The organism is Paenibacillus sp. E222, assembly GCF_013401555.1.
In the GTDB taxonomy this organism is placed as follows: domain Bacteria; phylum Bacillota; class Bacilli; order Paenibacillales; family Paenibacillaceae; genus Paenibacillus.
Genome location: NZ_CP058552.1, coordinates 5,299,355 through 5,322,702, shown reverse-complemented (window position 1 = coordinate 5,322,702; position 23,348 = coordinate 5,299,355). Strand labels below are relative to the sequence as shown.

Sequence of the window (23,348 nt, the reverse complement as noted above, 5' to 3'; positions counted from 1 at the left end):
AGCGGTTGCTGTGGCAACCGCTTATTTCTTCCTGTAAGAATCTTTTAATACAGATAAATAAAGTGAATTGGAGGTCATAAAAAAAGTGTTACATATCCGAAAAATGTGGCATATACGCCAATTTTGAAAACGCATACAATTTGGTTATCAAATGCAAATCAGATAAAGGGGATGACAGGATGAAGAAGCGCAACAAGATGGCTGCACTGCTGATCGGCAGCATGATGATGGCTGTAATCAGTGGCTGTACCGGAGGCGATAACGAAAGCACACAACCGCAAATTTCACAACAGGACTATGAACCTTATGGTAAATATGAGACACCCGTGGAATTTACAATTGGCCGAAATACCAATCATGTGAACAACCTGCCTGCCGGTGATACCATTGAAAACAATCTGGCTACACGCTATGTAGAAGACCGGGTGAACGTCAAAGCCAAGGTAGCTTGGGAAACAGATGATATGGATCAGAAGCTGTCACTCTCAATGACCACTGGCGATCTGCCGGATGTAATGCTTGTCAGCCGTGAAATATTTAATCAACTGGTGGATAACGATCTCATTGCCGACATGACAGAGGTTTACGAGAAGACAGCATCGGAGGGTGTTAAAAATATTTATGGTTCCTACGGAGATTTGCTGTTAAATCAGGTGAAGGTGGACGGTAAGATCATGGGTCTGCCCATGACCAATATTGGAAACCAGCACCAATTGCTCTGGGTCCGGAAGGACTGGGTAGATAAGGTCGGTGCGAAGCTGCCGGAAACTGTCGAGGATGTATGGAATCTCGCGAGAACATTTGTAGAGAAGGATGTCTCGGGAACGGGCAAAACGGTAGGCATGGTCATGGATTCCAATGCGATGAACTTTACGCCAATCTTTGCTGCGCACGGTGCCTTCCCCATGAACTGGATACAGAAAGACGGTCAGGTTGAGTATGGATCTGTTCAGCCTGAAGTAAAGCAAGCGCTGGCAGAACTGAGCGCCATGTATAAAGAAGGTTTAATAGATAAACAGTTTGCTGTCCGATCGAATGAAGAGAAGGAAGCTCTCGTCATCAACGGACAGGCCGGAATGGTATTTAATCCATGGTGGATCGGCTACACCAACTACAAGGACTCCATTAAGCAAGATCCAGAAGCAGTCTGGGTTGCTGTATCCGCACCAGTGGATGAGAATGGCAAGTTCAAGACGATCCGGCAAGACCCGGTGGGCGGTGGTATCGTCGTTGTGAAGAAGGACTTTGCACATCCTGAAGCGATTATGAAATCAGTCAATTTAACAACGGATTTCCTGTACTCCTTAACGGAGGACGCGATCAATTACAAGAAAGAGCATCCTGACGAGCTGCTGACCGATGCAAGCCGCTGGAATAATGATCCTACCCAGATTCCGATGCAAGTGGATTATGATGATGTGCTCAAGCGTTATTACGATGATCTGATCAAAGCAGATGAGACAGGTGATGCTTCTGCTGTTCAGGAAGATCGAGTGGTTTCTTTCAAGGCCTATCAGGAATTCAAAGAGAAAGGAAATGCGATTGATGCAAACACCTATGGTGAATACCTCTCCCGGATTGAAGGGCAGCGTGAGGCAAACAATCCGAACCTGGAAGTGATTCCCGCAGGCTTTTATGGAACAACCGAGACGATGAAGCTGAAGTGGGCGAATCTGCAGAAGCTAGAAGAGGAAACCATGCTCAAGATCATTATGGGGGAAGCGCCAGTAGATGAATTCGATACGTTTGTCGACACTTGGAAACGTACGGGTGGCGATGAGATTACAGAAGAAGTTAACGAGATGAGCAAAAGATAACGATTGCGTGAGCTTAGGTGCGGAAGCTTGATGGTGGACTTCAGGACTTCCGCACGGGCTTTCGCCGATAAAGCCTGTCCAATTAGGCACATGGTGGAGGTGGAAAGGACAATGGCTCAAATGGAAACAACCGTTAGTCGAGAGCGGGAAGTGCGTTACCGGAGAAAAAAGAAACGTAAAACCTTTGACGAAATGACCTATCATTTTATGCTGCTGCCTGGCATGATCATGCTCTTCATTTTCTCAATTGTACCGATGTTCGGGGTTGTGATGGCATTCCAAAAGTTCATTCCTGCCAAAGGAATATTCGGGTCCAAGTGGGCAGGGTTATCCAATTTCACGTATATGTTTCAACTGCCAGACGCAAAGCAGATTTTCATCAATACATTGGTCATTGCAGTTGGAAAGATTGCTCTAGGGTTGATTGTACCCATCGTATTCGCTCTGCTATTAAATGAGGTTCGTCTGAAAATATTTAAGAGCACGATTCAAACCATCGTCTATTTGCCGCATTTTATGTCCTGGGTGGTTCTGGGCACGATGCTGACCATGATCTTTTCTTTCGATGGCATGGTAAATAACTTCCTTGAGTTTCTCGGCCTCGAGCGAATTATGTTTCTGGCGAGTAATGACTGGTTCAGACCGCTGCTCATTGTGACGGATACGTGGAAGGAATTTGGCTACGGGACGATTGTCTATCTGGCTGCATTAACGGCAATTAATCCGGCCTTGTACGAATCTGCCGCAATGGACGGCGCAAGTCGCTGGAAACAGACGCTGAATATCACGCTGCCAGGTATGTTCCCGACGATTATCCTGCTGGGTACGCTGAGTCTTGGCAATGTACTGAATGCGGGTTTTGATCAGGTGTTTAACCTGTATAATCCGCTGGTATATGAAACGGGAGATATTATCGATACTTTTGTGTACCGTATGGGTCTGATCAACATGCAATATTCATTTGCAACAGCAATTGGACTGATGAAATCGGTAATCAGCTTTGTGCTGATCGTGATTTCCTACAGACTGGCTTCGAGGTATGCGGGGTACAGAATTTTCTAGGAGGGTTAGCATGATTCAATCCAAATCGCTCGGCTCCAGGCTATCCCGCCTGTTGATTATGTTTGCGTTAATTCTGATTACGTTCATGTCCTTGGCGCCGATTGTCAATACCATTATGGTGTCTGTCAGCAGCAGTACGGCTGTTAATGCAGGTCGGGTCTATTTTTTTCCAGTGGAGCTGAATTTCTCATCGTATGGCCAGATTCTGAATGATACGAAGTTTTGGAAGGCTTTTCTGATCTCGGTCGAGCGGGTGGTGCTTGGAGGAGCAATCAACATGTTTTTGACCATTCTCATGGCCTATCCGTTGTCACGAAGCGTCACACAATTCAGATCGAGAAACACATATATGTGGATTATTGTGTTTACAATGCTGTTCAGCGGCGGAATCGTACCCTGGTATATGGTCATCAGCAAGTTGGGGTTGATCAACAGCATTTGGGCGCTAGTTTTGCCGGGGGCAGTTCCTGTCTTTAATGTAATTCTCCTCATGAACTTCTTCAAGGGAATTCCAAAGGAACTGGAAGAGGCCGCATTCATTGACGGTGCCAGTCCACTTAAAATTTTGCTCCAAATCTTCATTCCCATTTCCATGCCGAGTCTGGCAACAATCATGCTGTTTGTCATTGTGGGGCACTGGAACAATTTCTTTGACGGGATCATTCTGATTAACGACAGCTCCAAAATCCCGCTCCAGACCTACCTCCAACAGCTGAGTCTCACACGCGATCAGATGCAGAATCTTTCGGTCGAACAGCTGCAGCAGTTCAATAAAATCTCCAACACAACGTTGAATTCTGCCAAGATTCTGGTATCCATGATTCCCATTTTGCTGATTTATCCTTTTCTGCAACGTTATCTAATCCACGGTATCGTACTCGGAGCCGTAAAAGAGTAATTCTGGTTATCATCATTAGCCGTTCTGCCTGAGAAATGTGGAAGGGGGTGAAGGAACAAGGAACACGTCAGGGACAGGCTCGAACTTAGATGCAGCGAAGGATTAACCCTGCTTTATGAGTGAACTGTTAGTTATACGTCAATTCGAGAAGGGAAGGGATCTGATGAGCAAAAGGAAAATGGTGAGCCTCACGCTGGTACTCAGCCTTATTCTGGTCACCACCATGGGAGCAACAAGCGGCGGCAAGAATCGCTATGCCGATCAGGCGCAGTGGGCGCAAGAGAAGCTGTATGAATATTACTGGAATGATGCATCAAAAATGATGAATAATGCTTATCCATCAACACCAGAAGGTGAACAGGCATTGAATTACTGGTGGAAGGCTCATGCGGTTGATGCATTGGTGGACGGATATGAACGTACAGTAGACAAAGCGTACACTGAACGTGCGGAAGAACTCGTTCGCAGTATCATTGCACGCAACGGTTCACTTCACAATGAATTCTACGATGATATGGAATGGCTCGCGCTCGCCGGGCTTCGTCTGTATGATGCAACAGGCAGTGAAGAGATGAAGGGATACGTACTGGAGTTGTGGGATGACATCAAGACCGCCTGGTGGGATGATGAGCTTGGCGGTATGGCTTGGAAAAAGGATCAGCGATATAACCGAAATGCGTGCTCCAGCGGGCCTGCCGCCATTTTGGCTGCAAGGCTGTATGAACGTTTTGGCGATGTGCGGGATCTGGCATGGGCCCAAAAAATATTTGATTGGGAGAAACAATATCTGGTAAATCCTCAAACGGGGCTGGTAGCGGATGGTTTGGTGCTGAAGGAGGATGGCACACTGGATGTGAATGAAGCATGGATCTTCACGTACAATCAGGGTACTTTTATCGGAGCAGGTGTTGAACTCTACCGGATAACAGGGAAGAAGACGTATTTGAAAGATGCCGAGAAAACGGCAGAAGGTTCTCTGAAGACCTTAACGGATGAGAAGACGGGTATATTTAAAGAGGACGGCGACGGGGACGGTGCGTTGTTCAAGGGCATACTGATCCGCTACATGGTTGAGTTGTATGAAGTCGGGCATAACAAAAGCCTGAAAAAGGCGATTTATCGAAACGCCGATGCCTTGCTGAAAGGTAGCCGGGACATTGGATTATTCGGTCAGGCTTGGGGCAAAGCAGCCCAGAACCCACTTGACCTTACCGCTCAGCTCAGCGGCGTATTTCTGCTGGAAGGGGCTGCCAAGCTGGAAGCAGGCAAAGTGGCTAAGCCAGGTAATCCGGGTAAACCAGTGAAGAAGTAGGCATTTGAGTGGATGATAGGTTAATAGGATCATAATATTAGAGGCCAGCGCCTGCATGAGTCTTTCCAAGAGAAAGATCATGCGGTGCTGTTATATTCCGGTGTTATTGTTGAACTAATGGTAATTCAGCGGTGAAATTTTCATCCGAAAAAAGCATCGTACCCGATATCTCTAGGTACGATGCTTTTAGGCGTCTGCAATTTCATTGTAAGTATGGTTATTACTTGCTCGCGGGTAAGTGGTAACTTTCTCGGATTAAGGAGAAATAGTCGTCAGCACGGATCACCTTGAATTCCGATCCGAGCTCTTCAGTGATCGCCAGTGCATCGGATGGAGTCGTACTCCATGCAAGCAATCCAAGAGAAACGAACAACGGAGACTTGCCATCCCAATTCGCCTTCGCATCATTTAGCACCTGTAATCCGTCCTGTACGGTGCTTATCCCACGAATTGTGGATACGGGCAGGCTATCGTCAACGATTTCCACTCCATAGTTGTCTTCGTAGCTGATGAATAAGCCGGGTGCATTGTAATCCTGCGCGTAAGCCTTGGCTTTAAATGGCGTGAGAGGTACATTCTCGCTGTCTACACGGTTCAACACATAAGGAATGGTCATGCCGGTCTTTTTCATATATTTTTCGGTTTGCTGCAAAAATTGCCGGAAGCTTGTGTCGGGCCAAGCCCCTGGATAGAAGTATCCTGCACCGGACGGTCCTGCGATCAGCAGATCATTCGGGGTTGCTGTGTTCACATAATAATTCAATATTGCTGGTGCACCTTCGTAGAGAAGCGGGCTTGAAGTCCAGTTAATCGGAACCTTACCTCTGGCCGGATCATCCCACATCACACGCATCCGATGCTGGTTATACTGAAAATTATCGCCTTCCGTAAAGGTATACGTTACATAGATTTTATTCTCCAGTGCAGGTCGCGGAGATTTTTTCACCGGGGTGAGCTTCGGTTTGGTTCCCGAGAAAACAGTCAGGTTGCTGAACCAATCGGCTGCAAGAACATAGACGCCATATCGAGATGCAATCTCAACGGAGCTGAACTCACCTTCGACATCATTGCTAAACCAGCCAAGGTAGGGAGTTCCGGGTTTTACATCAGACATGATCTTCTCGAAGAGGGCTTTTTGCTCAGGCACATTGGAATCCAACCAGAATACCATCGCTTTATTAGCGACTGCATAATCCCTTAAATATGCGTAGGGCTCCCGCTGCTCAGCGGAGAGAGGGCGGATATTACCTGCGGATACTTTATACTGATTCCACATGTCCACTTCAGCCGTCAGATTCTGAGTACCTGCCGGAGGAGTGAATTCATACACAAAATAATTGCCATTATCGGCGAAACGGTGGCCGCCTTGACCTTCAGCGACCTTGGAATTTTGTCTATCATACAGGAATTGTTCTTCTTCCGGTGTTCCTGCGATGAAGTTTGCGATCTCTTTTCCATCCGCCTTGACCGTAACCTCATGTACAGCCGGTCCCCAGCCATCCTGAGTAAAGGCGTCATCAAATCGGAGATATACCGAAGATTTTCCCAAGAGTGAAGAAAGATCCAGGGAATACGTATCACGGTTGCTTGCATCCCGAATCTGTTGTTTTTCCTCCGCGATCGTAACAAAGGATTCAGGCATGCCGGACGGGATGCGAATCGCTGTATCCGGATCAAGTCCAATTAACATCTGGTGGTTCGTTTTCTTCCACAGATTCTCATATTGCCAGGTATAGGCATCCATTCGATTATTGAATTTACCCCGCAGGTCATCCATAATCTTTAATTTGTAAGGCGCTTTGGACAATTTGGCTGCTAACTCGGGACTTGCAACCACAGCATTCTTTAGTCCTGCGAGTGTGGTTGCTACGTTGATCGAATCAGGTACTTCGGGATCATATACAACCATGCCTTTGACTTCGCTGCGATAAGCAGAGAACACTTCCCAATAATCCTGATGAAGCGTGTAAGGCACCTTGATGTCCTTAAGCCAGGTCAGTTTTCCTTCTTCCTGGGACTCAATCAGATAGATTCGCGGTTGTTCTCTGTTAACGATTCCCTGTAATGTTCCCAGCAACAATTTGATGTCACCTGGCGCATCATAGATGTCGGCTGCGTCCAAATGTTTCGGGTTTTTGAAACTTGGCAGTTCACGGTGTTTGGACCCATCAGGTTTGGCTGTCTGTACATCCGTTTCCGAAGCTGAAGCAGCGCCGGCGGTTAATGAAAAAGCGCATATGAGAGCTAAACAGAGCATCGTGAATCTACGAGCCATGGCGAATTCACTCCTTGTTTTAGTCAAGAATTAGAGCTGTGCCTTCGTAATACCCACCCTCCTTTTTTGGTCAAAAGCCAATCCACACATCTCTATCCAACACATATTAAATATATTCATATATAATTTTACAATAGGTTCGACAAAACTTCCCATAATTCCTGGAAATCAGGCATATTTAATGCGATGATATCAAGGAGATGTTGTTTGCAACTGCAGATAAGCTCAGCTTGTTTATTGCACTTGCAGATGAAAGGATATATTATATATCTCAAATATTATGAATGAATTGGTGATGTGATCAAAATGAGTACAAATGATCGAATTCCACTGTATCAACAAATCCAGGACTATATCAGACATGTCATAACTCGAGAAAATATGAAACCCGGCGATCGCATACCGACAGAGAAGGAACTGATGGATCAGTTTCAGGTCAGTAAAATTACGGTTGCCAATGCCTTAACCGGATTAGCCAATGAAAAGTTAATTGCGCGTGTGCCGGGGAAAGGCAGTTTTGTTGCTGAAGAAGCGGAGAGTGCTTCTGTGATTTCAACGCAAGCGACCACAATGAAAGGTAGAGAGGGGACACTGTCTACAGGAATGATTGGCATCATTGTGCCCTCCATCCATGATTATTTTGCCATCCGGCTCGTTGAGGGCATTGAGCAAGCCTTGCGTGAGGAAGGATATCGCAGCATGATCATGTTTACGCATGGCAAGGTGGATAAAGAGAAGGACGTCATCAAGGAAATGAAGGCGCTCGGAGCAGAAGGTTTGTTAATTTTTCCTGTTGATGAAGAGAACTACAACGAGGAAATCCTCGGCATGAAGCTCTCGGGTTTTCCTTTTGTACTGATGGACCGTTATTTGCCAGGGGTCGAGACACATTATATTGCGGCAGATGGCAGACGGGGCACGAGGCTGGCTGTGGAGCATCTATGGGAGCTTGGACACCGGGATATCGCTATTTGCTCCGATTCACCCCTTCAGACAGTTACGGTTCAAGAGCGGATCGAAGGTTATATTGAGGCTTTAAAAGGCAAAGGCGCGTTAATCAATCCTGCTCATATGATCACGGATTTCCAGCCGTTAAGTGTACTTAAGGAGGCGGAGGCACACCCTTTATATCGATATATCCAAAACCGAATGGTCACGGCCTATGTTTCGCTTAACGGCAGGTTAGGTGTGCAAATCTATCAAATGGCCAAGCAAGCAGGACTTCGAGTGCCTGAAGATGTATCGATTGTAAGCTTCGATGATCCCACCTCCATCGTGGAGGAATTCAGTATATTTACCCATGTGAAGCAGTTTGAGCGGGATATGGGGTATCGGGCCGCTGTTAAATTACTTGAAGTATTACGTGGTCGTGGGGAAGCGAAAAGTTATAGCAAAATGCTGATTGAACCCGAGTTGGTTGTACGTCAAACCACCGGAACGGTTTCTCAAGCTTAATTTTCACAAGACAAGAAAACCTTTTCCGTAGAGAAGCGGAGAAGGTTTTTTTAGGTTTGTATAAAAAACATATTGAATATATTCATATCATATATTATAGTCTAGAAAAAGATGGATAGTCATACATTGCAACCCAAATCAAATACGAGCTGGGGAGGATAAGAAGATGGCACGAGATCGAAAGGAAGAGCGTACCGGATTTCAAGAATCTGCTGCTTACCATCCCGATTATGATCTGCAGACTGACTTTGTGATGGTTTACGGGATTGATGAGTCGATGCAGGAACGCATTCTGAAGTGGAAAGAAAAAGGATATGTGGTTCATTTGATGACTGGAGTTGCTTGGGGGACCTATAACAGCTATCTGGATGGCGAGGTCGATGGGGCAACACATTGGGATGAAGCTCAAATGGACCGGGAAGGCAACATGATTCTTCATGGGAGCGAACCAGTTATTCCATACATGGTGCCTACCATTTCCTATGGCCGTTACATAGCGGATCGAATACGTATTGCCGTTGACGCCGGTGTGGAAGCCATCCATCTGGAGGAACCTGAATTCTGGGTAAATGGAGGCTATTCGGAAGCTTTTAAACGGGAATGGCAGTTGTATTACAAAGAGCCTTGGATTCCGCCACACGCTTCACCTGATGCACAATTTCGTGCTTCCAAATTAAAAGCATATTTATATACACGTGTCCTGGACCGATTATGTGCCGAGATGAAGGACTACGCGTTAAAACGTTATGATCGTGTCCTTCGCTTTTATGTTCCGACCCATAGTCTGATTAATTACACACAGTGGCGTATTGTCAGTCCACAATCTCAACTCTTAGAGCTGCCCTCCATCGATGGGTATATTGCACAGATCTGGACCGGGACATCCCGAACCCCCAATGTGTATGAAGGGTTGCGTAAGGAACGTACGTTTGAAACCGCTTACCTTGAATACGGCGTCATGCAGGAACTGGTTCGTGGGACCGACAGACGAATGTGGTTCCTGCATGATCCGATCGAAGATAACCCGAATTACACCTGGGCTGATTACCGCCAGAACTATTTAAAAACGGTGGTTGCCTCACTGCTGCATCCCGGGGTCGCTCATTATGAAGTCGCACCTTGGCCTCGACGCATCTTTCAAGGCACTTATCCATCCGAGGATGGCACTGGCAAGGAGCAAATTCCGTCAGACTATGCCACAACTTTGCTTCAGGTCATGCACACCCTTGGTAACATGAATCAGGATGTGATTGAAACAGCAGAGGAGCCATTACAAGTTGGCGTTTTTATTGCAGACTCAGCGATGTTTCAACGAATGAAGCCAGACCCTAATGCACCTCATGCCGGTAAATATGATGGAACAGATCCTGAAGGATTCCAGGAGGATGGCGATACAGAACTGCTAGATTTCTCTCCTTTTTACGGTCTGACACTGCCGTTATTAAAACATGGGATTCCTGTCCGTCCACTTCAACTGGATAATGTAAGGCGGTATCCGGGTTACTTGGCAACTTATCGTGTACTCATACTGAGCTATGAATTTATCAAACCGGAATATCCGGACATTCATTATGCCCTTGCACAGTGGGTACAGGATGGCGGAGCGTTAATCTATGTAGGCGATGACAGCGACCCGTATCACGATATTCGTGCATGGTGGAATCATGGCCGCAAGCAAGGGCAGTCAGATCCGACGTATAACTCCCCTCGAGCACATTTATTTGAACAGCTAGGTCTGCAAGATAAGAGGCAAGGTGTCAATAAGGTAGGAAAAGGGGGAGTTTGCTGGCTGGATGAACATCCTGCCAACTTCGCTTTATCCAAGGCAGGGGCTGATCGGATGCGCCAATCTGTCAAAGAAACGATGGAAGTTGTCCATGGATCAGAACTACAGTGGGAATCGAAGCCTTATTTCAAAATTAGACGAGGTCCTTATCTAATCGTATCCGTTCTTGATGAATCGGTCAGCGAAGATGCAGTAGTCATTCCAGGTCCGGTTGTGGATTTGTTTGATTCCAAGCTCTCTGTGCTCAGCCAGGTGACCCTGAATCCGGGTGAGCAAGCCTTGCTCTATGATATTGAAGCGGGTCGTCCAACGGCTGGAGAAGTATCCGTCATTGCTGCTTCTTCCCGAATAGAAGGTCTGTCCCAGTCGGCCTCAGGTTTTCGATTCATTGCAAGAGGGCCTGCCAACATGAAGGCAACAGCAAGGCTGTACTGCGAGGCCAGACCCTTATCTGCCCAGTATGTCATTCAAGAGCAGATGGCCCCGGTGGTGTGGGAATGGGACCCGGATTCAAAGACAGTGCTTCTACAGTACGAACATGGCAACGAGAACAATGCAGAGGTTCATGTCCGCTGGACTTCCTGAATTCACAATACAGCCTGATTGATAGAACAGAGAGGAGTATACTAGCATGCCCTACGAACCGATAAGGCCGGAACGGTTAAAACAGATGTTAAATAAACTTCGGGAAGCCATATATGAGCCGATTGCCGAATTGGAAGTGACGGCTTGGGTTACACCAGAGCCCGTACCTTACGAGGAACGGATGACCGGCACGAAAGTGACACTCAAGCAAGGAGAACAATGGGGAGAGTTATGGGACTGTGCCTGGTTCCGTTTTGCAGGTAATCTTCCAGCAGTCACAGGTAACCAAACCACGGTCCTCTTGCTGGATGTCAACGGTGAGCTGTGTCTGGTTGACCATGAAGGTTCACCTATCCAAGGATTGACGACGATTAACTCCGAATTTGATTTTTCATTAGGTCTGCCTGGCAAACGAGTCGTGCAGCTCCATGAGACATCTGTAAATGGACAGGAATTTGAAGTGTGGGCAGATGCAGGCAATAACGATCTGTTCGGCAAGTATCGGGGAGGCACGTTAAAAGAAGCACTCATAGCCTTCTGCAGGGAAGATATTCGGGAGCTTTATTACGATACCGAGGTGCTCTTGGAAACGGCAGAGCAGCTCCATGACGGTTCCGCTCGGAAGGAGAGAATTTATCAGACGCTCTATGACATTTCTGTACAGTTGACCGATTTCTCCAAAGAGCATGTCGAGCAAGCGAAGAAACGACTGAATGAACAGCTATCCCTAGAGGGAGGCGATCCCGTCTTAACCGTTAGCGCTGTGGGTCATGCTCATATAGATTTGGCCTGGTTATGGCCGATCCGTGAAACGATCCGTAAAGGAGCTAGAACGTTCTCAACTGTGCTTCGCATGATGGAGCGTTATCCCGATTATGTGTTCGGAGCAAGCCAGCCGCAGCTGTACGATTGGATCAAGCAGCATTATCCCAAGCTGTATGAGCAGATCAAGGAACGTGTACGTGAAGGCAGATGGGAACCGCAAGGCGCCATGTGGGTAGAATCGGATACCAATGTGCCTGGTGGTGAATCACTCGTACGCCAGATTTTGTATGGCAAGCGTTATTTTCAGCAGGAATTTGGCCTGGAAATGAAATCGCTCTGGATGCCTGATGTATTCGGCTACTCGGCAAGTTTGCCCCAGTTATTAAAGAAATCCGGTGTGGATTACATGATGACCCAGAAGCTCTCCTGGAGTGAGTATAACCGGCATCCCCATCATTCCTTTCTGTGGGAGGGAATTGATGGTTCAGCTGTATTAACACATATGCCGCCAGAGGATACGTACAACAGTCCGGCAGCTCCGCGTTCGATCATCAAAGCTGAACAGGGGTATCTGGATAAGAATGTATCTAATCATGCGCTAATGCTGTTTGGTATAGGAGACGGAGGCGGAGGGCCTGGCGAAGAGCATTTGGAGCGGCTGACACGAGAGAAAAACCTGCTTGGATTGTCTCCTGTTATACAGGAACCTTCGTGGAAATTTTTCGAACGGCTTAATAAAGAACGTGAACGGTTCCAGACATGGCGCGGTGAGCTTTACCTGGAGAAACATCAAGGAACCCTGACCAGTCAGGCGCGAAGTAAGCGGTATAACCGGAAGATGGAGAAAGCACTGCGCGAATTGGAGTTCGCCTCAGTACTTGTGGCTTCACAGCTAGGCAAGTCTTATCCGTCGCAGTCACTGGAAACGATATGGAAGGAAGTCCTCCTGTATCAGTTCCATGATATCCTTCCCGGGTCTTCCATCAAGCGTGTGTACGATGAGTCACTCATACGTTATGAAGAACTTTTAGATCAGACAGAAAATATGATCAACGAAACCTACAGCCATATGGCAGACCAGATCTCTTCAAATATCGAATCCTCATCCAGCTCCTCCGTAGTGATATTCAATTCATTGCCTTGGGAGCGTCAGGAATGGATTCACACGAATGGAAGCTGGCGCAAGGTTCAGGTTCCATCCATGGGATACACAGTGGTATCAGATTATGTGGACCAGGGCGCTATAGATGAGATCGCATCATGTGCCCAGTTAGTTCCGGGAATACAAGAGTCGGAAGTTCACGTTTCCGCTGAAGAACGCTGCGTGGAGAACGACACATTCATCGTGAAGTTTGATCATAACGGAGCTATTCTCTCCATTAAGGACAAGGCAGAAGTGCGGGAAGTCATTCCGCAAGATCATCCGGGAAATTCACTTCGTGTGTATCACGACGAAGGAGATGCTTGGGATTTCAGTCATGACTATTCCGCACATACAGGAATGCCATTAACGCTCCATGACATTCACGAGCTTCGTGAGGGTCCAAAAGTCGGGCTGGTCTTCGAATATAACTATGGAGAGTCGACTCTGATCCAGACCGTGGTTCTGACAGAAGGCAGCAGACGGATTGATTTCGAGACGACCGTGGATTGGAGAGAGAACGGGAAAATGCTACGCACTTCATTCCCGGTGAATATCCGTACGGATCAGGTTCACTGTGAGATCCAATTTGGCAGTTTGACCAGACCCACTCATCGGAATACCATGTGGGACTTCGCCAAGGATGAGATATGTGCTCATCAGTGGATTGATTTATCTGAGCCGGATTATGGAGTCGCCCTCCTCAATGATTGTAAATATGGTCATAGAGCCATCGATAATGTGCTTGGTCTGAATCTGCTGCGCAGCAGCTCGTATCCTGATCCGGAAGCGGATCGTGCGGAGCATACGTTCACCTATTCGTTATATCCGCATCAAGGCAACCATGTTCAGGCCGAGATCTATCGAAGAGGTAATGAACTGAACATTCCGCTTCGTACCGTTTCCTTATCATCTGTATCTGCGAAACAGAACGGTAAGCTTCCTTCTTCCAAAGCATTTCTTAAGCCGGATCATCCGCACATCATGGTGGAATCCGTCAAACAAGCCGAGGATGGAGACGACATCATCGTCCGTCTATATGAAACTTCGGGAACACATGCCACTACGGCATTACATCTTGGATTCCATATAGCAGAAGCCTGGACGACTGATCTTATGGAAAATATCATTTCACCCGTTTCATTTGCAGGAGCATCCGAGATGGCTTTATCCTTCATGCCATTTGAGATTATCACGTTACGATTGAAGCTAGGACAGCTATAGCTGGGATGGTTGACCGTCCATCATGAGAAAGGAGAGGTTGGAATGTGATCAAGACACGAGTGAGCAACAATCGATTGATGAAGCGAATCTGGCAGCATAAACTCTTTTATTTGTTTATGCTGCCCGGAATCGTCTGGTTTTTCCTGTTCTCCTATGTACCGCTATATGGAATTCAGGTTGCTTTTAGGGATTACAATTTCGTGGGCGGATTCACCGGAAGTCCATGGGCAGGCCTTAAGTACTTTCAACAGTTCTTCAATTACTATCAATCCGGTGACATCATCCGTAACACGATCATCATCAGTCTCATGAAACTGCTAATTGGCTTTCCGATGCCAATCATACTTGCACTCCTCTTAAATGAAGTCAGAATGATTAAATTCAAAAAGACGGTTCAGACCCTTTCTTACTTGCCTTATTTCGTATCCTGGATCGTTGTGGTTACGCTGATGCAACGACTCCTAACGCCATATGGGGGACCAGTCAATGACTTATTGGGTTCATTTGGAGCCGAGTCGATCCAGTTCCTGAACAATCCAACATGGTTCTATCAGATGATCGTCGGTTCAGACATTTGGAAGAATATCGGTTGGAATTCCATCATCTTTATGGCCGCGATTGCGGGTATTGATCAGCAGCTTTATGAAGCTGCCAAAATGGATGGTGCGGGACGCTTCAGACAGATGTGGCATGTGTCGCTTCCAGGTATCCGCAATGTAGCAATCATATTATTCATACTCGCTGTGGGTAGTCTGATGAGCGCAGGTTATGAACAACTGCTTCTCCTGAATGGACCGGCAACCGCAAGTCTGGGCAGTGTACTGGACGTGCATGCCATTAACTCCGGGATTCGAGAAGGGCGTCTCAGTTACGCTGCAGCTGTCGGACTATTCCAAAGTGTTATCGCACTTATTCTGGTTGTAACCGTTAATCGCATCGCCCGCAAAGTCAGTGATGTATCCCTGTTCTAAGGAGGTGACCTTATGGAACGAAAATGGTCCTTATTCTCGGTGCTTAACTATATCTTTCTTGCTTTGGTTGGATTCTCGATGATTTACCCGTTTATATATATCTTGGCTTATTCACTGAACGACGGTAAGGATTCGATGCAAGGCGCGATTTATTTTCTTCCCCGCCAATTCACGTTGGATAATTATGCCCAGGTATTCGATAACGCACGGATCTGGAAAGCATATCAAATTACGATTATGCGCACCGTGCTGGGTACTTTTCTCCACGTTGTATTGTGTACACTCATGGCCTATGCACTTTCCAAAAAAACATTGCCAGGTCGCTCCTTTTTTACCTTTTACATCTTTTTGCCCACGATTTTCAGTGCAGGGTTCATCCCGTTCTTCATTACGCTGCAAAAACTGCATCTGATTAATAGTTTCTGGGTGTACGTTTTGCCCTTATTGTTCAACTTCATGCACATCATCATTATTCGGACATTCCTGCAAGGCATACCGGAGGAACTAGAGGAATCTGCGCGTATTGACGGGTATGGAGATTTTCAAATCTTCGTACGCATCATTCTGCCTCTTTCCGGGCCGGTACTTGCAACGATCTCGCTGTTCATTGGGGTAGCCCACTGGAATGACTGGTTCTCGGGCGCCTACTACGTATCTAACAAAGATTTAATCCCGGTACAGACCCTACTGCAAGAAATGCTGACAGAAGCAGAGGCGTTATCCAATTCGATGCAGCGTGCAGCACAGCAGGGTGGTCAGACGGTTGGTGGAGTCGGTGGAGCAGGAGCAACACCTGAATCACTTCGAATGGCCTTGCTTGTCATTACGGTTTTCCCGATCTTATGTATATATCCGTTTCTACAACGATATTTCGTGAAGGGGGTTATGATTGGTTCGGTTAAAGGGTAGATCATCCTGACCTGAATTTGCTAGAGCTTTACCGAGATCATTTATTCAAGGAGGCGATTGGTTTGAACAGGATTTGGTCGAAAGGCGTATCCATCTTGCTCGTGTCCATCATGGTTGGAGGTTTGCTGAGCGGTTGCACGAATTCATCAGGGAACGGGGAAGGCGCAGAAGGGGAGAACGGAAGTAAACTCAAAATCTTGCACAATTGGAATGGCTCAGGCGGATCGGATAACGGGATCACCCCTGTGGAGGAAGTCATCAAAGAGAAAACTGGCGTCACTTTGGAGTGGGAATATACGAAAGGCAGCGAGACGGAGAAAGTAAACCAGATTTTCGCCACACAGGATTTGCCGGACATTTACACCGGACCTGCATGGGGCGGTGAGCTGGACGGGATCATCAAGGCTGCCAAAGAGGGACAGCTGGTAGATATATCCGATAAATTGGGGGATTACCCGAACCTGGCGAAATCCATTGCGAAAGAAAATGTGCCGCCAGCATTATACGAAAAAGCGATAGATGCGTATGACGGCAAGAAATATTTACTTTTACAAAATCAGCCCGCGACGAACGAAGATGGCATGGATTGGCTGTATGGCTTCTATGTTCGTAAAGATATCGCCAAGAAAGTCGGCGTGGACCCTCAATCAGTCGTGACGAAGGAAGACTTCTATAACTTCCTCCAAAAAATCAAAGATGCCAACCTGAAGGAGAGCGGCCAGCCCGTGTTTCCACTGGGCGGATTTAGTAACGGATGGTCTGTAGGCATCGGAAACACGATGTTCTATTCGGGAGCAGGTTATGTAGACAAAGGTGACGGAACGGTAGAGCATAACTTTTTCACCAAAGGATATGAAGACTACACGTTGTTCTATCGTAAACTGGTTGAGCAAGGGCTGATGGACCCCGAAGCCTTTACTCAAACAGATCCTATCGCCAAGGAAAAAATTAATCAAGGACGCATTGCTATCCTTGCTGCACATTATCCGGCCATTTTGGATGCTTCCAAAGAGTATGTTACTTCACATCCTGGAAGCGATTACATCCCACTTGGACCATTGGAGCGGGCAGATGTTGACCCGAGCCGGCCTGTTGATCTTGGCATTCAAGGAAACAACGTAACGGCTATCACTAGCAGCTGCAAGGGTGCGTGTGTAGATGCAGCTCTCAAGTTTCTCGATTACATGGCTTCTGACGAAGGCTTCATGCTGGCCCGGTACGGAGTTCAAGGGGTTCATTGGGATATGAAGGATGGCAAACCTGTACCGAATAAAGAATGGTTTGATAAGTTTACAGCAGATCAGACCGGCAAAGTTCGCAAGAACGAAGGTATCACCATCGGACTGGAATCGATTACGGGGCTTGACCGGATTAATTCGGCAGCAGGTGGCGACATCTGGGCAGACCAGGAAAGACTCGATGCCATGGAAAATGCCCGGAAAATCCTGCGTCCAAACGGCATTCATGTAATTACAGCCTATAACCCGGGCGATGTGATTACCAAATCACCGGAATGGGAAATGTTGAAGCCTTCCATGGACCGGATGGGAGATGCCTGGAAGGAAGCCATTTTTGCAAAATCGGATGAAGCGGCTCTTAGCATTATCAACGACCTCAGGGAACAGCTTCGGAAGACCGGATACGACCAAGCGATGCAGTTCACCAATGAGAATCTGAAAGGAAAAGATATCGTAACTGTTCAAATGCCGAACTGATGCTGAAGGGTTAAATTACCGATTATTACGGAAATCAAATAGGCTTTGCAGCGCCTTGGTCAACAAGGCGAGCGAAGCCTTTCCCTGTTGGATCAAGAAGCACAGTTTACATTGAAAAAATGAATTGAAGGAGATGAAACAAATGACAACGTTTAGACCACCATCCGTACCTTTGATCACGGTAGACCCTTATTTTAGCGTATGGTCTGCTGCGGACCATCTCTATGATGATCACACCAGGCACTGGACGAACAAAACTCAAGGTATGGTTGGCATGATTGTCATTGACGGCAAAATCAGAAGGTTTATGGGGAAAGTAGGCGTTCACGAAAATTCAACCGTTGAGGAGCCTGACGTGCTCAATCAGACGAATCTAACCGTTGAGCCGGTGACTACCCGTTACACCTTTGAAGGAGAAGGTATCGAACTTGAGGTTCATTTTACCACACCCCTATTGCTCGATGATCTTGAACTGTTATCCAGACCTGTGACGTATGTTACGTTCCATGTTCGAGCGATAGATGGTCAAGGCCATCAAGTGAAAATCTATTTTGATGTGACAGGTGAATGGTGTGTACATACTCCTGATCAGCAAGTCACCTGGGCGTCTCATGTAATCCATGAACAGTTACATGCCATGTCTATAGGAACGGTGGAACAACCTATATTAAAACGTGCCGGCGATGATACGAGAATAGACTGGGGTTATATGTACCTGGTGGTTCAGCGATCCCATCAATCTCAATCGGTCATTCATTCGGTATCCAGGCGTGAAGAGTATGCCCGGTCGGGTCTGTTTAAGACAGGAGATGATTCTACACAGCCAAAATCCATCTCTGGTGAAATGCCTGTTATGGCAACCGAAATGGATCTGGGGCTTATCCATGAAGAGTCAGCATCCCGCTACCTGATGCTCGCCTATGATGATATTCATGCAATTGAATATTTTCACCAACCGCTGAATGCGTATTGGAAGAAAGATGGTGTGACATTTGAGCAGATGCTGGTAAACGCAGTGGATCAATATGAAGAGGTAGTACAACGGTGCGCCCGCTTTAATCGGGAACTCTTAACGGAAAGTCAGGCTGCAGGCGGGAACCAATATAGAGACATTCTGGCATTAACCTATCGGCAAGCGATTGCTGCACATAAATTGGTTGCTGATGAAGCAGGAGAAGTATTATTTTTCTCCAAAGAGAATTTTAGTAATGGCTGTATCGCAACGGTGGATGTGAGCTACCCGTCGATTCCGTTGTTCCTGAGGTATAACACCGAATTGGTCAAAGGTATGATGCGTCCAATCTATAGGTATGCCGAGAGCGCGGATTGGACGTTTGATTTTGCTCCACATGACGTGGGGACATACCCTCAAGCTAACGGCCAGGTTTACGGAGAGAACAAACTTGAATACCAGATGCCTATCGAGGAATGTGGCAATATGCTCCTGATGGCAGCAACGGTATGCAAGTATGAGAAGAACGCGGAATTTGCACGTGAACACTGGGGACTTCTAACAACTTGGGCTTCATATTTGCTGCAACATGGACTGGACCCTGACAATCAACTGTGCACGGACGACTTCGCCGGACATCTGGCGCACAATGCGAACTTATCGATAAAAGCGATATTAGGCATTGCCGCCTATGCGTATATGTGTGATGAACTTGGTGTGCCGGATGGTGCCGTTTATCGTGAAGCGGCTGCAAAAATGGCAGAGGAGTGGTCATCCATGGCGACAGCAGGTGATCACTACAAGCTGACTTTTGACAGCTCGGATGAATCATGGAGCATGAAATACAATCTGGTGTGGGATCGTCTGTTGGACTTCAACCTTTTCCCCAAAGAAGTGGCTGCTATAGAGTTGGCGCATTATCAGCTAAAACAGAATCGATATGGTATACCGCTGGATAGCCGTGAGACATACACCAAGTCTGATTGGCTCGTATGGTGTGCCTCCATGAGCGAAACGCAGTCTCAATTCGAACAGATGATCTCACCTCTGTGGGACTTTATGAATGAAACTTCGAGCCGTGTACCTGTAACAGACTGGTATGACACCATCACCGGAAAGCAGTTAAATTTTCAAAATAGGTCGGTTGTCGGTGGGTTTTTCATTCCTTTGCTGAGAAAGACATCTGTATCAAAATCATGATGAGACCAGATGATGAATTGGAGTTGAAAATCACGGATATTCATGCATTACAACAGCAGTTCAAGAATCCTGAGGCGACGTATCGGCCACAGCCCTTTTGGTTTCTGAACCACAGTTTTACCAAACCAGAGCTGGAAAACCAAATTCAATCCATGGTTGAAGCCGGTGTTGGCGGTGTTGTATTGCATGCGCGTCACGGGATGCAGGCCTCGTACCTGTCAGAGGAGTTCATGGATACGCTGGATTTCTGCACAAAAGAGTGCCAGAAGCGTGATATGGTGGTCTGGCTGTATGATGAGGACAATTGGCCGAGTGGAACACTGGGAGGTAAGCTGACGAGACAGTATCCCGAATATCGGATGAGATACTTGAGGGTTGAGGAACGAAGATATGTACACGATGCACAGCAGGAAATGTTATCTCTCGATTTTGCCACCTACGCTAACAATGAACTCATCGCAATTCTCGCTTATCGTGCCATCCAGCAAGAAGGGGAATGGCTGATATATGATCAACCTGAGGATATTACAGAGTTATGCGGACAGAAATGGAGGCCTGAAACCGACGAGGATTATATTATACTTGCCTGCTGGTCCTGTGAAATTGCTGAAGGGATCACGTTTGCAAAAGGGTATTATCTGGACACGTTGAACCCGGAAGCCGTGCAGGCTTTCATTCAGTCGGCATACGAGCCGTTTCAGCAATTTCAGCCTCATTTCGGAGTGACCATTCAAGGTGTATTCACGGATGAACCTGGACTCATGATCCACGACGGTTTTTTTGGAGTCGAAGCCATCCGGACGTCGGTTCAGGATGTGAATGCAACTCTGCCCGGAATCGTATTCGCTTGGACACATGGGATGGTAGAGCGCTATCAACAGGAGAACGGATATGATCTGATTCCAAGATTAGGCGCGTTGTTATATGGGATGGTCGATGGCAGCAGGTCTGTGAGGAAGGACTATTATGATACGATTACCCGTTGGTATGTGGAAGGTTATCATGAAGCTATTCGTTCGTGGTGTGAATCACACAGCTTGCTGTACATCGGCCATACGCTGGAAGAACCCGTCTGGGGGCAGGCTCGGTCGCAGGGTAATCAAACCCGTGTATTGCAGCAGTTCCATTATGCGGGTGTGGACTACCTGACACATGGAATCGGTACAAAGGAGAATCCACATCGTATCGTATCCGTAAAGACGGCCGCGTCTGTCGCACAGTTGGATGGAAAAAAAAGAGTTATTTGCGAGTCATTTGGTGCGAGCGGTCATGCCTATGCCATGCGACAAAGGCGGCTTGATGCCAATTTCATGGCATTTCTGGGTGTTAATTTGTTTATCCCGCATGCATTTTACTATTCGTTTGCAGGGTATCGGAAAACAGACTTTCCACCTACCGAATTCAAGCATGCACCGCATTGGCCGCATTATCGGACTTTTGCCGATTATCTTGGTCGGTTGAGTGTACTGGGTTCTTTCACGAAGCGTACACCTGAAGTCCTTCTGTTATCACCGATCCAAACGGTATATGAGCAGATGTTCTTATCCGGTGAATCGAACCAGCATCCAGCTGCGGATCAAGTGTTCTCGTTATTGTCAGATCGCATGCTGCGCAGCTCCATTGATTACGATTATGTGGATGAGTGTCAGCTCAGAGAGGCAAAGATTACTCATGCTGGAGGATATCAGTTTAACGGAGTACTAAACGAATATTCAATTTTAATTTTGCCGGAAATTACGGTCATGTCTATAGTTATTGCAAAACAGCTTGTGACCTTTGTAAACCGCGGTGGAACGCTTATTGCGGTTGGGGCAATTCCTTGTGATAGTGAGCGACAGCGCCAAGATCCCGAATTACGGAAGTATATGAACGAACTATATGGCTCCGATCCTCAGCCAGGGAAATTACAAGCGGTGGGCAAAGGGTACAGCCTATTCTATTCCATGAAAAACACCGCTCATAACGACACACTTATGACCTTTTGTGTTCAGTTAAGAGAGTTAACGACATCATCACCAACTATTGCCTGGAAACAGATCGAGGGGCAAGCTGAGGATCTGATTAGCGTTGAACGCAAATTTGAAGATCATGTGCACACATGGCTGATGAACTGGTCGGAGCAGCCCGTGACCATTCAACTCCATCAAAACCCTGTGAAAGAACACATTGAAGAACAGATGGAAGAATGGAACTTGGAAAACGGGAGTATAAACCCGGTGAGTCATGATGCTGTTCTAACATTTGTACCGGGAGAGCTTCGTGTTCTATCCGTTAGACCTAATTATGTACCTGATCCGCTTCACACTGAAGATTCGACGCATCCCAAACCGCAAGAGCCTATAAATCATAAAGTGCAACATACCACCGATGTGTTGGTGTTAGGTGATCCTTGGCAGTTTCAGACCGTCGATCCCAATGTGCTTGTGTTGGACCAGTGGCAGGTCACATTGAATGACCGTCTGTCCAGAATGAATGCAACGATGCCAGGCCAAGTCAACACGTACCGGACAACATTTGTCGTAACAGAAGAATGGATTGAGCTTATGAAATCACAGTGGGATGAAGTCCTTTTAAAAGAACCTGGAACTGATCGGATCTTCACGATTGAGCTAATCCTTGACGATATTGAGCAAAAAATCCCATCCCATATTGGTTTCCTGCAACGCAGACGTAATGTTGAAATCTATGTTAATGGAGTACGGATGGAAGCACTCCGGCCCTCACTGTGGCAAGATACTCATTACGCTGGTGTGGATATTACCAAACATCTGGTGAAAGGCGAGAATGTGCTTGAAGTTCTCACGGTCACATTGCTGGAACCGATGCCAGCCATTTCCTTTCCTGCTTATCTGGTTGGTTCATTTTCTATACAAAATCAGACTACATTAACCATTGAGCCAGAACAAATGACTGGGGTTTGGAACGTTGAAGGTTATCCTTTCTATTCGGGAGCAGGAGTGTACTCGCAGCAACTGGATTTGTCTGATGTCAGCTTGAATCCGGGAAATGAAATTTGGCTGGAAGCAGAAGACATTAAAGAGACGGCTTGCCTATACGTGAATGGGGAACAGATTGGCATCCGGTTATGGCCACCCTATCATTGGAACGTCACGCCTTACATGGTGCCAGGTAATAATGTAATCGACATTCATGTGGCTAATACACTGGAGAATCTATACGGAAAGTCATCACTACCTTCGGGCATAAATGGTCCGGTAAAACTTGTAACTAAATTATTAAAATAATGTACGTTTCAGGTTTAGGGTTTGGATTCGTCGGGG

Annotated in this window: 13 protein-coding genes; 12 read left to right on the top strand and 1 reads right to left on the bottom strand. The window is 46.8% G+C overall.

The genetic code is table 11. From position 1 onward, the window contains the following. Nucleotides 1-179: 179 nt before the first annotated feature. The 4 genes from HW560_RS23630 (at nt 180) to HW560_RS23615 (ending at nt 5,089) form a co-directional block, all read left to right on the top strand. A complete protein-coding gene (locus tag HW560_RS23630) occupies nt 180-1,817 on the top strand; it encodes an extracellular solute-binding protein (protein WP_179264912.1) in 1,638 nt (545 codons plus the stop codon). 120 nt (nt 1,818-1,937) lie between these two features. After that, complete coding sequence (locus tag HW560_RS23625; protein WP_179265896.1) at nt 1,938-2,879, top strand: ABC transporter permease; 942 nt, start codon at nt 1,938-1,940, stop codon at nt 2,877-2,879. 10 nt (nt 2,880-2,889) lie between these two features. After that, on the top strand, nt 2,890-3,777 hold the full coding sequence (locus HW560_RS23620) for a carbohydrate ABC transporter permease (RefSeq protein WP_090897704.1): 888 nt from the start codon (nt 2,890-2,892) through the stop codon (nt 3,775-3,777). A gap of 163 nt (nt 3,778-3,940) precedes the next feature. Next, nucleotides 3,941-5,089, top strand: coding sequence for a glycoside hydrolase family 76 protein (locus HW560_RS23615; RefSeq protein ID WP_179264911.1), 1,149 nt, complete (start codon nt 3,941-3,943; stop codon nt 5,087-5,089). 220 nt (nt 5,090-5,309) lie between these two features. On the opposite strand, the gene HW560_RS23610 is transcribed toward HW560_RS23615, so the two are convergent. Further along, entirely contained in the window at nt 5,310-7,364 is a 2,055-nt protein-coding gene (locus HW560_RS23610) for a GxGYxYP domain-containing protein (protein ID WP_090897709.1), read from the bottom strand. Between the two features lie 306 nt (nt 7,365-7,670). Between HW560_RS23610 and HW560_RS23605 the strand changes: the two genes are divergently transcribed. The 8 genes from HW560_RS23605 (at nt 7,671) to HW560_RS23570 (ending at nt 23,312) form a co-directional block, all read left to right on the top strand. After that, nucleotides 7,671-8,819 carry a GntR family transcriptional regulator gene (locus HW560_RS23605; protein ID WP_179264910.1) on the top strand — a complete coding sequence of 383 codons (1,149 nt, stop codon included), beginning with the start codon at nt 7,671-7,673 and terminating at the stop codon, nt 8,817-8,819. Nucleotides 8,820-8,985: 166 nt separating this feature from the next. Beyond that, a complete protein-coding gene (locus HW560_RS23600) occupies nt 8,986-11,190 on the top strand; it encodes a hypothetical protein (RefSeq protein ID WP_179264909.1) in 2,205 nt (734 codons plus the stop codon). Between the two features lie 46 nt (nt 11,191-11,236). Next, nucleotides 11,237-14,320 carry an alpha-mannosidase gene (locus HW560_RS23595; protein WP_179264908.1) on the top strand — a complete coding sequence of 1,028 codons (3,084 nt, stop codon included), beginning with the start codon at nt 11,237-11,239 and terminating at the stop codon, nt 14,318-14,320. A gap of 44 nt (nt 14,321-14,364) precedes the next feature. After that, nucleotides 14,365-15,291 (top strand): ABC transporter permease, encoded by a 927-nt coding sequence (locus HW560_RS23590; protein WP_082935088.1) that lies wholly within the window; start codon nt 14,365-14,367, stop codon nt 15,289-15,291. A 12-nt stretch (nt 15,292-15,303) separates the two neighbouring features. Next, entirely contained in the window at nt 15,304-16,200 is an 897-nt protein-coding gene (locus HW560_RS23585; protein WP_063565068.1) for a carbohydrate ABC transporter permease, read from the top strand. A 62-nt stretch (nt 16,201-16,262) separates the two neighbouring features. Beyond that, complete coding sequence (locus tag HW560_RS23580) at nt 16,263-17,915, top strand: extracellular solute-binding protein (RefSeq protein WP_179264907.1); 1,653 nt, start codon at nt 16,263-16,265, stop codon at nt 17,913-17,915. Nucleotides 17,916-18,048: 133 nt separating this feature from the next. Next, nucleotides 18,049-20,067 carry a glutaminase family protein gene (locus HW560_RS23575; protein ID WP_306459213.1) on the top strand — a complete coding sequence of 673 codons (2,019 nt, stop codon included), beginning with the start codon at nt 18,049-18,051 and terminating at the stop codon, nt 20,065-20,067. Beyond that, nucleotides 20,064-23,312: a glycosyl hydrolase gene (locus HW560_RS23570; RefSeq protein ID WP_179264905.1), complete on the top strand. Its 3,249-nt coding sequence runs from the start codon at nt 20,064-20,066 to the stop codon at nt 23,310-23,312. Before HW560_RS23575 ends, HW560_RS23570 begins: the two co-directional genes overlap by 4 nt. The last annotated feature ends 36 nt before the right edge of the window (nt 23,313-23,348 follow it).

Excerpts from the sequence above, each read along its gene's own strand:
- HW560_RS23630 (WP_179264912.1), top strand. The coding sequence starts at position 180 with ATGAAGAAGCGCAACAAGATGGCTGCACTGCTGATCGGCAGCATGATG.
- HW560_RS23625 (WP_179265896.1), top strand. The coding sequence starts at position 1,938 with ATGGAAACAACCGTTAGTCGAGAGCGGGAAGTGCGTTACCGGAGAAAA.
- HW560_RS23620 (WP_090897704.1), top strand. The coding sequence starts at position 2,890 with ATGATTCAATCCAAATCGCTCGGCTCCAGGCTATCCCGCCTGTTGATT.
- HW560_RS23615 (WP_179264911.1), top strand. The coding sequence starts at position 3,941 with ATGAGCAAAAGGAAAATGGTGAGCCTCACGCTGGTACTCAGCCTTATT.
- HW560_RS23610 (WP_090897709.1), bottom strand. The coding sequence starts at position 7,364 with ATGGCTCGTAGATTCACGATGCTCTGTTTAGCTCTCATATGCGCTTTT.
- HW560_RS23605 (WP_179264910.1), top strand. The coding sequence starts at position 7,671 with ATGAGTACAAATGATCGAATTCCACTGTATCAACAAATCCAGGACTAT.
- HW560_RS23600 (WP_179264909.1), top strand. The coding sequence starts at position 8,986 with ATGGCACGAGATCGAAAGGAAGAGCGTACCGGATTTCAAGAATCTGCT.
- HW560_RS23595 (WP_179264908.1), top strand. The coding sequence starts at position 11,237 with ATGCCCTACGAACCGATAAGGCCGGAACGGTTAAAACAGATGTTAAAT.
- HW560_RS23585 (WP_063565068.1), top strand. The coding sequence starts at position 15,304 with ATGGAACGAAAATGGTCCTTATTCTCGGTGCTTAACTATATCTTTCTT.
- HW560_RS23575 (WP_306459213.1), top strand. The coding sequence starts at position 18,049 with ATGAAACAAATGACAACGTTTAGACCACCATCCGTACCTTTGATCACG.
- HW560_RS23570 (WP_179264905.1), top strand. The coding sequence starts at position 20,064 with ATGATGAGACCAGATGATGAATTGGAGTTGAAAATCACGGATATTCAT.